This is a genomic window from Bacillus sp. IBL03825 (assembly GCF_024712505.1).
Classification (GTDB): Bacteria; Bacillota; Bacilli; order Bacillales; family Bacillaceae_G; genus Bacillus_A; species Bacillus_A wiedmannii.
Genome location: NZ_JAMXKE010000001.1, coordinates 5216666 through 5230495, shown reverse-complemented (window position 1 = coordinate 5230495; position 13830 = coordinate 5216666). Strand labels below are relative to the sequence as shown.

Below are 13830 nucleotides of genomic sequence, written 5' to 3'. Positions count from 1 at the left end.
GCTACAATATCTTTTTAGTAAAGATAAGCTGAAGTAACCTTCGCTAAAGATTATATACTTAAATGTTAAAGAGTTCAACAGCAGTTTAACAAATATTTTCCAAAAATTAAAAATGACCGTTTTAGTAGAAAAATTCTAAAAAACGGTCATTTTTAATTTTATATTTCTGTTAAGATTATCGGCTCGCCGCGCGTTACGACAACTGTATGTTCACATTGTGCAACAAGGCTTTTATCAGGTGTAACGAATGTCCAACCATCATCGCCACGTTCGATAATGTGATCAGCTTTCATAGAAATGAATGGTTCTACAGCGATAACAAGACCGTCTTTTAGAAGCGCATTATCCATTGGGTCAAAGTAGCTTAAAATGTGGTTTGGTGCTTCGTGTAAGCTAAGACCAATACCGTGACCAGTTAAGTTTTGAATCACATTATATCCATTTTTATGTGCAAAGTTTGAAACAGCACGACCAATTTGGTTTTGTTTGGAACCAGCTTTCACCTTTTTCATTGCTGCCCAAAATGCATCAACCGCTGCTTGGCAAAGCTTTTCTTTTGCTTCATCTTCTCCAAGTACAAATGAAATACCTGTATCTGCATAATAGCCATCAAGTGCAGCAGATACGTCGACATTTACTAAATCGCCTTCTTTTAATACGCGATCTCCTGGAATACCGTGAGCAACTTCTTCGTTTACACTAATACAAGTTACACCTGGGAAATCATATTCTTTTTCAGGTGCAGAAATAGCACCATGCTCATCTAATACTTTTTTACCGATCAAATCAAGCTCTTTCGTTGTCATACCTGGCTTCGCTTCTTTTTTCATTTCTTCACGTGCAAGTGCAACGATGCGGCCGATTTTTCGTAAGCCTTCTAAATCTTGTTCATTACGAATAATCATGAAAACCACTGTCCTTCCTCGAATATATATCTTACCCGATTGTATCATGTTTATTTTCGTCCTGCTACTCGCTTGCGGTATGTAGGTTGATTCCTCTCATAAGGAATACATGACAATTGTCATATCGATGTCATGACGCATCATACTGTTTCCTAAGTTTTCCAACACATACAATGTAAATATAAGAAACAGCGGGGGTGGAGAGATGGAAAAGATTATAGAAGTAAATGGTGTTTCTAAAACATTTAAATATAAAAAGGCAGTAAATAACGTCTCATTTTATGTGAATAAAGGAGAAATTGTAGCACTACTTGGACCGAATGGTGCAGGGAAAACGACGACGATGTCGATGATGCTTGGATTAAAGGATCCGACGGAAGGAACTGTTTCTATATTTGGAAAGAGTCCCAAGCATAGAGATGTTCGTAATAGCCTCGGTGCGATGCTACAAGAAGTAAGTGTGATTGATAGTATTACAGTAGAAGAGGCAATTGAGTTATTCCGTAGTTATTATACGAATCCGGTAGCGAAAGAAACGTTGCTACAGTTATCAAATTTAAAATCGGAGCGAAAGCAAAGATGTGAGAAATTATCAGGTGGGCAAAAAAGAAGGTTAAACTTTGCACTTGCACTTGCAGGAAATCCTGATTTGTTATTTTTAGATGAGCCGACAGTTGGAATGGATATTACGTCTCGAAGAACGTTTTGGGAAACAATTCGAAAGTTAGCAAGTGAAGGAAAAACAATTATCTTAACAACGCACTATTTAGAAGAAGCGGATGCATTGGCGAATCGCATTTTATTATTTGCGAATGGAAAGATTATCGCAGATGGTACACCAGATGAGATGAAGGCGACGATTTCGCGAAAAACAATCAAGTTTTATTCCAAGGAAAGTATTCCTGCAAAATTACTAAAAGAATTACCAAACGTAACAGAAGTACAGTCAAACGCAGGGCACTTCACTTTAACAACTGAAGATACAGATGCAACTTTAAAAGCGATTTATCAAAAGAACTTACCTGTAACAGATGTTTCAGTTGAACGTGGAAGTCTTGATGAAGCATTTGAACAGTTTGTCGCAAATCAGGAGGAGGGAATCGCATGAGGGCTTTATGGATGCAATGCAAAATAGAAATTTTACGTACGTTTCGTAATAAATTGTTTATCTTTTTCTCATTACTAATGCCAGTTATGTTTTACTACATTTTCACAAATGTTATCCAAGTGCCACAAAACGGAGATGCTTGGAAAGCGCATTATTTAATCTCAATGGCGACATTTAGTATTGTAGGGACGGCACTTTTTAGTTTCGGTGTAAGGATTTCTCAGGAAAAGGGGCAAGGGTGGACACATTTGTTAAAAATTACACCACTTCCAGAGGGGGCATATATAACAGCCAAAATCATCGCTCAAACTGTAGTGAATGCTTTTTCAATCTTAGTTATCTTTATCGCAGGAATATTAATTAATCATGTCGAGTTAACAGTAGGACAATGGGTTGGCGCTGGATTATGGTTGTTGTTAGGTGTAACACCATTTTTAGCGTTAGGAACAGTAATAGGTTCTATTAAAAAGGCAGATGCAGCAGCGGGTTTAGCGAATATTTTAAATATGAGTCTAGCTGTGATTGGCGGGCTATGGATGCCAATTGAAGTATTCCCAAAAATATTAAGAACGATTGGTGAATGGACACCAACATATCACTTCGGGAGCGGTGCATGGGATATTGTAGCTGGGAAATCAGTTGGTTGGGAAAATATCGCGGTATTAGGAGGTTATTTCCTTATATTTGTTGTAGTATCAATATATATAAGAAAAAGACAGGAAGCGGTATAAATGATAGAGAAGAAGAGGATTGAGATTTTTCCGAAACATATGGGTTTCTTCCCGTATATGTGGCTTGTGTATCTAGCATTCCCAATTTATGCACTTGTACAAGAGGAAGGTTCGAGGTTAATGTTTGGGGCTGGTATGCTAATACTGTTTATACTAGCATATCGGCAGTTGTATTTTGTTACAAAAATGTTTGCAATGTGGGCTTGTATGCAAATGATTATTGCTTTAGTATTTAGTTTTTTCTATAGCCCGTATCTTATTTTTTTATGCTTCTTTACATCAAACGCCATAGCGTTCGCACCGACGAAAAAAATATTTCGTATATTATTGGGCCTATTAGTTGTAACGCTTATAACATTTGTATATGGTGCGGGTTTTTCATTTACAAGCTTTATAAATACTGTCCCGATGCTTATTTTGATGCTTGTTGCGCCTTTTGGTATGCGTAATTTTAATCAAAAAAAGATATTAAGAAATCAATTAAACGAAGCAAACGAGCAAATTAAAGACTTAGTAAAACGTGAAGAACGGCAGCGGATTGCAAGAGATCTTCATGATACGTTAGGGCATACGTTATCACTCATTACTTTAAAAAGTCAGCTCGTGGAAAAGTTAATTGTAAAAAATCCGGAGCGTGCAAGTGTGGAAGCAAAGGAAATTACACAAACATCTCGTACCGCTTTAAAGCAGTTAAGGGAATTAATTTCTGATATGCGTATGATTACAGTGGAAGAAGAGCTTGAGCAAATAAAAGCGATCTTACAAGCTGCTACTATTGAATTAGCAATAAAACAAGAAACGAATGCAAGTTCGTTATCACCCATTGAACAAAATATTTTAGGAATGTGTTTACGTGAGGCTGTGACAAATGTTGTAAAGCATAGTCAGGCGACGCGTTGTACAGTTTCTGTACTAGAATCACAAGGTGAATTAATTTTGACAGTAGAAGATAATGGAATTGGTTTAGCGGATCAAAACCATGATGGAAATGGCATTCGTGGTATGAAAGAGCGCATCGCTCTTATTGATGGGTTTGTTGAACTGGGCACAATCAATCCAGGGACACTATTAATAGTAAAAGTACCAGTTGTCATTAGAACAGGAAAAGATGAGGTGAGGGCATGATTCGAATTATTATTGCAGAAGATCAGCGGATGCTTCGTGGTGCATTAGGGGCCCTACTTGATCTAGAAGATGATATTGAAGTAATTGGACAAGCTGCCAATGGGGAAGAAGCGTTAAAACTAATTGAATCGCTACAACCTGATGTAAGCATTATGGATATTGAAATGCCAATTCAAACCGGATTAGATGTTGCGGAAACGTTACAGAAAGAAAAATCAGCATGCAAAGTAATGATTTTAACAACATTTGCACGCCCTGGATATTTTGAACGAGCAATGAAAGCTGGCGTGCACGGATATTTATTAAAAGATAGCCCAAGTGAAGATTTAGCTGCATCGATTCGTAATGTAATGAAAGGAAAGCGAGAGATCTCTCAAGATTTAATGTTCGGCTTATGGCAGGAGCAAAATCCGTTATCAGATCGTGAAAAAGAAGTATTGCTACTTGCGAAAGAAGGAAAGACGGCAAATGAAATTGCGAAGGCACTTTATCTTTCGCCTGGTACAGTACGTAATTATATTTCTGAAGTATTAACGAAGCTAGATGCGAAAAATAGAATTGAGGCAATTACAATTGCGGAAGAAAAGGGATGGATATGAAAAGAAGTTTACCTATGAGTGGTAAACTTCTTTTTTCTTATAAACAACGGTTTCGTTAGAGAATTCTGTCTCAGTCGCATCGCTCGGAATTTAAAGTATATCGCGTAATTTAGATTTTACTTCATTTTTCGACAAAAAATTTGTTATAGTAAGATTAGGTTGTTGGTCTAAACTTTGGACAACTTTACCACTAACAGTTGTAATTACTCCATTTTTATCTACTTTTACAATAAGATCTTGGCCATATACTTTATAATTTTTGTAAGTTTGTGCAAGGCGAACTTCGGTTTGATTTTCTTTTGTTTTTTTATTTGTAGGTTGAAAATCAATATTTTTTTCAGTTGTAACTTGCTCTTGTTGAGCTTTAGCCCCGTTTACCTCACCTTTTAAATATTTTTAGCAATATTCTCTTTCGAATCACTTTGAGGTTCTGTTAATTTTCCAATTGTTAAACCAGGCTGAGCAATTTCAACTTTTACTTCATTTCTGTCTAATTCTTGGGTGTGAATAGCTTCTGCAGATAAAGGATAAAGAAGACCGAATGTAAAGAAAAGCACGGGCAAGTTTTCTATAATTTATCTATAAAACTTTTAATCTATTATTGTATGTGAGATGAATTTTATGAAAAATTTGCCGAATTTTATATATATTATGCATTATTTCATATCAAAAATTGTCGAATTCACATTATTGTAGTGGTATGACAACTCAAAAAATTAGATTGTTATAATGGGATGGTGAGTAAGTATGCACGCAGAAAAACTAGGAAGTGAAATCAAAAAAATTAGGGTAATGAGGGGATTAACACAAAAACAGTTATCCGAGAACATATGTCATCAATCGGAAGTGAGCCGAATTGAATCGGGCGCAGTATACCCAAGTATGGATATATTGCAAGGTATTGCAGCAAAGTTACAAGTTCCCATTATTCATTTTTATGAGGTACTCATTTATTCTGATATTGAGAGGAATAAGCAGTTAAAAGATCGAATTATTATGCTTTGTAAGCAAAAGAAATATAAAGAAATTTATAATAAAGTATGGAATGAGTTGAAAAAGGAAGAATATCATCCCGAGCTTCAGCAATTTCTTCAATGGCAATATTATGTCGCTGCCTACATATTGAAAAAAATCGATTACGAATATTGTATTTTAGAATTAAAGAAATTGCTTAATCAACAATTGGCAGGGATAGATGTATATCAGAACCTTTATATTGAAAACGCAATTGCAAATATTTACGCTGAAAATGGCTATTTTAAGAAGAGTATTGAGTTATTTGAAAATATATTAAAACAATTAGAGGCATTACATGATAATAAAGAGTTTGATGTGAAGGTGAGACATAATCATGCAAAAGCATTATACTTAGACAATCAATACGAAGAAGCGCTTTGTCACGCAAATAAAGCCATTGAACTATCGTGCCAAATTAATAGTATGACATTGATTGGACAGTTATACTATCGAAAAGGTGAATGCCTAGAAAAGCTAGAGTGTGATAGAGCAGAAATTGAAGATGCTTACGAAAAAGCGTGCTTCTTTTTCGATATATTAGGAAACCATGCGTTAAAAGAATCAATTATAAAAAAAATGAAGAAATAAAAAATCCAAAAAATAAATATGCATAATTGCATAAAATGTGGATAAATTTTCATGATATATTTAAAGAAAAAATGTGGGTGATGGAATATGAAGAAACTACTTATTGGTAGTCTATTAACGTTAGCGATGGCATGGGGTATTTCATTAGGAGATACAGTTTTAGAGAAAAATCAAGTAATTTCTCATAATGATCAAGAGATACAATTAGCTTCAGATGTACCTTTTGAGTACTAAAAAACAACCGTCTTACTTAGACGGTTGTTTTTTTGTGGAGTAACATCCAAACGTCTTTACTAGAAACAGGCTTGCTAATAAGGAATCCTTGAATGTGGTCACAGTTTTGTTCATATAAAAACTTCCATTGTTCTTCCGTCTCTACACCTTCTGCAATAACTTCTAAATTTAGTTCTTTAGATAGTGTAATGATGGAGGAGATAATCGCTTCCTCTAAAGGACTATTTGTAATTCCACAAATAAACTCTCGAGCAATTTTTAATGTGTTGATTGGATATTTTGTTAAATAAGCTAAAGAACTATAACCAGTTCCAAAGTCATCGATTGAAATTTGAATACCGAGATTTTGAAGCTGTTCTAGTTTGGAAATGACAGACTGATTTTGATTAATTGCGATACTTTCTGTGATTTCGATATCTAGTGCTTCTGATTTTAGTTCGGTTTCTTCTAACACTTTTGAAATAGTAGGGATTAAATCTGCATGGTTAAATTGAACAACAGATAAATTCACACCAACTTTTAAGTGAGAAAACCCTTGATTATGCCATCTTTTTGCCTCTAAGCAAGCGGTACGTAAAATCCAATTTCCAAGTTCAATAATAAATCCGGTTTCCTCCGCTAGAGGAATGAATTGGGCAGGAGACACGATACCGAGTTTTGGGTGCTTCCAACGAATTAATGCTTCAAAACCGATAATTTGTTTTGTTTTTGTGCTTACTTGTGGCTGATATTCTAGGAAAAATTCATTTTGTTGTAATGCTTTTGTAAGTTCACCTTCTAAGAATTGGATTTCATTTTGGGCGATACTTATTTCTTTTGAGAAGAAAACAAATCTGTTTTTTCCATTTGCTTTCGCGCGATACATAGCCATATCAGCATTTTTCATTAATTCAGTAACATCGGTCCCGTAATCAGGATACATGGCAATTCCGATACTCGGTGTAATAGACAGTTCTTCGTCTTTAATGAAGAATGGTTTGTTTAAAACGGTTAAAATTTGTTCAGCTATAAAAGCCGCACTTTTTTCTGAGTACATATCTGGTAATAGAATTGTAAACTCATCTCCACCTTGGCGAGCAACGATATCTTTTGAACGCAAGCAACCACGTAATCTTTTTGCTACTTCAATTAATAATAGATCTCCGACATCGTGACCAAGTCTATCGTTAATTTTTTTGAATCGATCTAAATCAAGGAACATAACGGCAACATCATTCACGCTAGTTTGAGCTGTATTTAAAATGTTTTTTAAATCTTTTTCAAACTTTCGGCGATTTGGTAATCCAGTCAGTGCATCATGAAAGGCTAAATGTTCTACTTGTTTTTGTTTTTCATATAAAGTTGTAATATCACGTGCTATGCCGAACATCCCAACAACTTCTTTGTTTATGAAAGTAGGGATGAGTGTAACGTGAAGGTAATAGTAATAGCCTTCTTTTTCTTTTGTGCGAACTTCTAAAGTTTGTGGTCTACCTTCTTTTGTTATTTGTAAAGCTTTCTTTAGTAGATCATGGTCTTTTGAGTCAATAAAGTGTAGAAGAGAATAGCTTTCTACTTCACAATAGTAGGCAGTAAATAAGCTTTCACAAGCTGTATTAGATTGTTGGAAAATACCATCCATATTTAAAGAGAAAACGGCATCAGGATGATCTTCGAATAACGATTTATAGCGTTGTTCACTCTTTGATAACGCAGATGCACCCTCTTCTACTTTGCCTTCTAGTTGTGTAGTCAACTGTTCGTATGTATCGATTAGTGCTTGATTATCTTTCCACATGTAAAGTTGTCGTAGGAATAATAAGATGAGTGATAATACTAGACCGATTAGCATGAACTTATCATCCCAAGGTTGAATAAGAATAAAGGAAAAAGTAATGATTATACTGAAATAGGGTAATATAAAGCGCACATAATCAAATCGATAATACTTTGTTTTCGTTTCATGCTGCATTGGTTTGTCCAAAATGTATAGTATGGAAGATAAACCAATTAATAAAATTGAAGCAGTATGTACTAAATAAGAGACTTCAGAAGAAGTTTTCATCCCCATGTTTAGTTGGAACAGATGTATATACCCGTACACAAGTATGATAGTAAAACCGATAATTAATGAAATTCTGCTAGCAGAATATTGTTCTCGTCTATATAGGCTAATAACGGCGTAAATTACTAATGCTTGTGCAATAAAGTATCCAATTAAAACCCAGTGATCTGTTGTTAACATACGAAAGCTTGAGAGGTCCAAAATAAAAGTTAAGGTAAAATAAATATTCATAATAACAATAAAGATGCTATCGAATGAAAATTGAGCAAGGCCTCTAATAGAATAATGTTTTATGAATTTGATAGCAAACCCAGAAAAGAGCAAAATATATTGTATGATGAAAAAGGGCAATGCCTTATATGAGAATATGACTTGATCATATATAGAAAGTGAATGAAGGAATAAAGTTATTTCCATAGTTAGTCCGCATATGCAAGTGCAGAGTAATAAAACCCAAAATAATTTATCACTACGCTTCATTTTCTTAATAGCTTTATATAAGCAATAGCAAGAAAAGAGTGCAGCAAAACAAAATAAGAAGAGAATTCCAATTTCTTTTATATTCAAGTCCTTAGGGATAAGAAATATCCAAAGGGAAAATATAATTATATACATCGTGACAAAGTGTACATATTTTTTTTGATTAATCATATTATGGCTCCGTTTCAATAAAGTTGAATCGCAGGTGGAAAATGCTAATTCCAATCATAGCATATACAATAGGTTGTTTTTTACTATAAAAATTACTTTTTTTGAAAAAAATAGCTCAACATTACAATTTACCATTGTAATGTTGAGCCATTTATTCTTTTTATCCCTCTTATAGAGGATAATTCATGTATGAATTGCAGCATTGCTAAATCTTTTTGTTTACTTTCAATCATAATATCGAAATTATGGTTGATTTTTTTTGCAATGTGTAAGAAAGGCTTAATAAACTCTAAATCAATATATTCAGAGTGAGCCCTAAATTCTTTTTTTGATTTAGGGGAGGAAATGTGAACTTTAGGAGGGACATTTGTATGTGACCAAGTTTCAAAAATTGCAGGGAGTAATACTTCTAGCGGTTCTTCGCAAAGGTTTGCCATGTGATGATGATAATCAAATACGAATGGAATCTTTTCTTTTTGGCAAATCGATAAAGTTTCAGCAGTTGTATATGTTTTATCATCATTTTCAAGCGTCATTTGCTCCTTTATATGTGCAGGAAGTTTTTTTATGTTTTCATGGAAACGTCCAACCGCTTGTTCTTTATTTCCATAGGCACCACCTACATGGATGTTAATATAAGAAGAATCTGCAATTCCTATTGCATCTAATACTTTATAATGATAGGCCATATCTGTAATAGCGTTAGTTGTAATATGTGGCTTGTCGCTTGTAAATAGCGTAAATTGATTTGGATGAAAGCTTACTCGTAAATTGTGTTCTTTAATTAATGCCCCGATTTTACGCCAAAGCGGTGTAAATGCCCCGATATAATCAAACTCGACTTCGGGATGTGTTGCAAGTGGGACGATGGAAGAGGATAAACGATATAACGGAATTTCATGCGCTATATTGTAATGAAGAATACGTATTGTATGCTCAAGGTTTTGCCTCGTAACATCGTACAATTTATCTTCTCGTTCTTGTTTACTGAGCTTTTGAAAGCTTGTAAATGTCATCGTTTTGGCAGGAGAGCAGTCCCAGAGTGCCATTGCATGTGAAACATATCCGAATCGCATAATCATATGTGATACACCTCTTTTTACTCATTATCTTTCCTATAAGAAGAAAGAAAGTATCGTTCCTAGCCATTCTTTCCCTCTATCAATAAGAGAAAGGGGGCTAACATCTTTAAAGGAAAGTAAGGACGCGTTTTCTAAATCTTTATGGAATCTGTTTTTTACTGTTTGTATAAAATGTTTATCATATAAAAGGCAGTTGATTTCATGATTAATATATAAACTTCTCATATCAAAGTTTGCAGTTCCGATATCACAAATATAATCGTCCGCTATAATAACTTTAGCGTGAAAAAACCCTCGTTGAAATGCGTAAATATTACATCCGGCTTGTATTAACTTTCGGCAATATGGAAATTTTGCTTCTCGAACAAGGGAGTGATCAGCTTTTTCTGGAACGAGAATCGTTATTTGAACCCCACGTTTTCGTGCTTTTAATAATGCGTGCATAATTTTTTTCCCAGGAATGAAATATGGTGTACCGATAAAGAGTTCTTGTTTCGCGCTTTCGATTAAATATAAAAAAGTATGTTGCAAATAGGCACCATCAGTAGGGATAAATTGATGTAGAATGGTTCCTGGTTGTTGCTTAGGAAAATAAAGAGATGAATCTAATAAATTTTGATCCGTATCGTCGAGCCAATCATGTAAAAATTGCTTTTGTAAATCCTGTATTCCTTCCCCAGTAAGACGCAAATGATAGTCGCGCCATAATCCTAATTTTTGATTATGTCCTAAATATTCTTCTCCAATATTAAATCCACCAATATAACCAATTTCCCCATCAATAACTGTAATTTTCCTATGGTTTCTTTGATTTGCAGAAAAGAACGGAAAAGGAAATTTCACTTTATGACAAAATGAAAAAGAGACACCGTGTTTTTGTAGGGAACGAATTGCCTCGTTTGATAAATAATGGCTTCCCAATCGATCGAGTAAAAGTCTTACTTCAATTCCTTCCTGTGCCTTATCGATAAGTAACTTTAAAAATTCACGACTGATTTTATCGTTTTTTACAATGAAGAACAAAACGTGTACATGGTGCCTTGCTTGTTGTATATCAGTAAATAAAGCATCATATAAATCTTGCCCGTATGTATAAAGGTGAAAATTACTTTGACGTAAAGGGAAAGTACGAGAGCGCACACGCTTTAAGTGAAGAATCCTCCCATATAAAAGGTCAATTGTGATCCAAAGAGTAACGCATATTAACAAGAGAGATAAGAAGAACATAAGTGGATTCCCTCCTTTGCATTCTTTTCACCTTCATTTTGCTGGTTGCCTGGAAAAGCCCGATTGGTGAAGCTAATAATCAGTAGGGAATAAACAGCTCTCCACTGATTAAAATTTCACTTTATCCGATATTAATGGGAGGTAAGCCACCTACTTAAAAATTAGGCTTACTTAAAGGAATCAGGCGGGAGGAAACAATCCCCTACTGATTAAAGTTTCACTTTATAGTTTCACCGAAATAAACAGCTTTATTAAAAAATATGTTGTTGTATAACAAAAAACTGTTGACTGAATGCTCACTCATTATATAATGAAGATAGGGGAAAAAATTCAGAAAATTATATGTTTTTGAAGATTCTAAAAAAGAAAGAGGGCTTACAAAGAGAGGGGTAGCATAAAAATGAATAGCTTACTGATCATTAATTGGCTGGCTGCCATTGCTGTTATTGCTTATGCGGGATATTTGTTTGTGTATCTTATACGGACGAGGATGGCCTACATACAGTTAGGAAAAAAGATTGAATTTGACCGTCGTTTTAAAGAGCGTTGGGATCTCCTTAAGGTCAATGTTTTCGGTCAGAAAAAGCTGCTGAAAGATAAGAAGAGCGGCATTATTCACGTTATGTTCTTTTACGGATTTATTCTTGTCCAATTTGGAGCAATTGACTTCGTTTGGAAAGGACTCGCACCAGGATCACATCTTCCACTTGGACCACTATACCCTGCATTTACATTCTTCCAGGAAATTGTCACACTTGTTATTTTAATTGCAGTCTTTTGGGCTTTTCATAGACGTTATGTTGAGAAGCTAGTTCGTTTAAAACGTAATTTCAAATCAGGCCTTGTTCTTATCTTTATTGGTGGCTTAATGATTTCTGTGCTACTCGGTAATGGGATGGGAATTATATGGCACGGCGAGGAGCTTTCATGGAGTGAACCAATTGCTTCTGCAATCGCTTACGTTTTCTCGGGAATAAATGAAACCGCAGCCATTTCTGTGTTCTATTTCTCTTGGTGGGTGCATCTACTAATTTTGTTAACGTTTTTAGTGTATGTTCCACAATCAAAACACGCGCATTTAATTGCGGGACCAGTTAACGTTTTCTTCGGTCGTCTTTCAAATCCAGGGAAACTTGAAAAGATTGACTTTGAAGATGAAACGCAAGAAACATTTGGTGTTGGTAAAATCGAAGACTTTAGACAAAATCAGCTTATTGATTTATACGCTTGCGTAGAGTGTGGTCGCTGTACAAATATGTGCCCGGCAACAGGGACAGGGAAAATGTTATCGCCGATGGATTTAATTTTAAAACTTCGTGATCATTTAACTGATAAAGGAGCAGCAGTGACATCAAAAGCACCGTGGGTTCCAGTAGTTGCCTTTAATAATACACAAGGAAATCAGTTAGCGATGATGGCAGCTGGGAAAGGGCAACAAGAATCAGCAGCTACAACGCTTGCTTACGATCCGAGTTTAATCGGAGATGTTATTACAGAGGAAGAGATTTGGGCTTGTACAACGTGCCGTAACTGTGAAGATCAGTGTCCGGTTATGAATGAGCATGTTGACAAAATTATTGATTTACGCCGCTATCTCGTTTTAACAGAAGGAAAGATGGACGCGGAAGCGCAGCGTGCGATGACAAACATCGAGCGTCAAGGGAATCCGTGGGGACTGAACCGTAAAGAGCGTGAAACTTGGCGCCAAGGTGATGATGAAGTAACGGTTCCAACTGTAAAAGAAAAATCGAAAGCTGGCGAGGAGTTCGAATATTTATTCTGGGTTGGTTCAATGGGATCATATGATAATCGTAGTCAGAAGATTGCGATATCGTTTGCGAAGTTAATGAACGAAGCAGGCATTTCATTCGCGATACTTGGTAATAAAGAAAAGAATTCTGGAGATACACCGCGACGTCTTGGAAATGAATTTGTCTTCCAAGAGATGGCGACAAAGAATATCGAGGAATTTGAAAAAGCAGGAGTGAAGAAAATCGTTACGATTGATCCTCACGCTTATAACACATTTAAAAATGAGTATCCAGACTTTGGTTTGCAAGCAGAAGTCTATCATCATACAGAATTGTTAGCTCAGTGGGTGAAAGAAGGACGCTTAAAACCCGTTCACGCTATTGAGGAAACAGTTACGTACCATGATTCCTGTTACTTAGGAAGATACAACGAAGTATACGAAGCGCCACGCGATATTTTGAAAGCAATTCCTGGTGTGAATCTTGTAGAAATGGCACGTAACCGTGAAACCGGAATGTGCTGTGGCGCAGGTGGTGGCTTAATGTGGATGGAAGAGACAGCAGGTTCACGTATTAACGTTGCTCGTACAGAACAAGCACTAGCTGTAGAGCCATCTATTATCGGTACAGGTTGTCCATATTGCTTAACGATGATTAGCGATGGGACGAAAGCAAAAGAAGTAGAAGAGAAGGTTCAAACTCTTGATGTAACAGAGATTTTAGAACGCTCTGTTATCGGACAGAAGAAAGAAGCGATGTAATTTGTAG

General features: G+C 35.5%; 12 protein-coding genes and 1 pseudogene. 7 read left to right on the top strand and 6 right to left on the bottom strand.

Going from position 1 to position 13830, the window contains the following annotated elements:
• Nucleotides 1-158: 158 nt before the first annotated feature.
• Entirely contained in the window at nt 159-953 is a 795-nt protein-coding gene (gene map, locus NHG49_RS27030; protein WP_002096176.1) for a type I methionyl aminopeptidase, read from the bottom strand.
• Between the two features lie 157 nt (nt 954-1110).
• On the opposite strand from map, the gene NHG49_RS27025 reads away from it, so the two are divergent.
• From NHG49_RS27025 to NHG49_RS27010, 4 genes are read left to right on the top strand one after another with little or no spacing between them, the layout of a single operon-like run.
• Nucleotides 1111-2013, top strand: coding sequence for an ABC transporter ATP-binding protein (locus NHG49_RS27025; protein WP_098101714.1), 903 nt, complete (start codon nt 1111-1113; stop codon nt 2011-2013).
• Nucleotides 2010-2744, top strand: coding sequence for an ABC transporter permease (locus NHG49_RS27020; protein ID WP_064476087.1), 735 nt, complete (start codon nt 2010-2012; stop codon nt 2742-2744). Before NHG49_RS27025 ends, NHG49_RS27020 begins: the two co-directional genes overlap by 4 nt.
• Nucleotides 2745-3869 (top strand): sensor histidine kinase, encoded by a 1125-nt coding sequence (locus NHG49_RS27015; protein WP_064476088.1) that lies wholly within the window; start codon nt 2745-2747, stop codon nt 3867-3869. It abuts the gene before it with no gap.
• Complete coding sequence (locus NHG49_RS27010; RefSeq protein ID WP_098101712.1) at nt 3866-4468, top strand: response regulator transcription factor; 603 nt, start codon at nt 3866-3868, stop codon at nt 4466-4468. Before NHG49_RS27015 ends, NHG49_RS27010 begins: the two co-directional genes overlap by 4 nt.
• Before the next feature lie 12 nt (nt 4469-4480).
• Here the strand turns inward: NHG49_RS27010 and NHG49_RS31525 are convergent.
• Nucleotides 4481-4798, bottom strand: a pseudogene (locus tag NHG49_RS31525) (bacillolysin).
• Nucleotides 4799-4854: 56 nt separating this feature from the next.
• A complete protein-coding gene (locus NHG49_RS31520) occupies nt 4855-5025 on the bottom strand; it encodes a hypothetical protein (protein WP_306461235.1) in 171 nt (56 codons plus the stop codon).
• 190 nt (nt 5026-5215) lie between these two features.
• Between NHG49_RS31520 and plcR the strand changes: the two genes are divergently transcribed.
• Both plcR and papR read left to right on the top strand, forming a co-directional pair.
• A complete protein-coding gene (plcR, locus tag NHG49_RS27000; RefSeq protein ID WP_098101711.1) occupies nt 5216-6073 on the top strand; it encodes a transcriptional regulator PlcR in 858 nt (285 codons plus the stop codon).
• 87 nt (nt 6074-6160) lie between these two features.
• Nucleotides 6161-6307 (top strand): quorum-sensing peptide PapR, encoded by a 147-nt coding sequence (gene papR, locus NHG49_RS26995; RefSeq protein ID WP_071724825.1) that lies wholly within the window; start codon nt 6161-6163, stop codon nt 6305-6307.
• A 16-nt stretch (nt 6308-6323) separates the two neighbouring features.
• Here the strand turns inward: papR and NHG49_RS26990 are convergent, their stop codons facing one another.
• The 3 genes from NHG49_RS26990 to cls all read right to left on the bottom strand — a co-directional run bounded on the left by NHG49_RS26990 (nt 6324) and on the right by cls (nt 11311).
• Nucleotides 6324-9002 (bottom strand): DUF4084 domain-containing protein, encoded by a 2679-nt coding sequence (locus NHG49_RS26990; RefSeq protein WP_258126764.1) that lies wholly within the window; start codon nt 9000-9002, stop codon nt 6324-6326.
• Nucleotides 9003-9130: 128 nt separating this feature from the next.
• A complete protein-coding gene (uvsE, locus tag NHG49_RS26985; RefSeq protein WP_098101709.1) occupies nt 9131-10084 on the bottom strand; it encodes a UV DNA damage repair endonuclease UvsE in 954 nt (317 codons plus the stop codon).
• 33 nt (nt 10085-10117) lie between these two features.
• Nucleotides 10118-11311, bottom strand: coding sequence for a cardiolipin synthase (gene cls / locus NHG49_RS26980; RefSeq protein WP_149173787.1), 1194 nt, complete (start codon nt 11309-11311; stop codon nt 10118-10120).
• 400 nt (nt 11312-11711) lie between these two features.
• Here cls and NHG49_RS26975 point away from each other — a divergent pair, with 400 nt between their 5' ends.
• Entirely contained in the window at nt 11712-13823 is a 2112-nt protein-coding gene (locus NHG49_RS26975) for a (Fe-S)-binding protein (RefSeq protein ID WP_048542718.1), read from the top strand.
• Nucleotides 13824-13830: the final 7 nt, after the last annotated feature.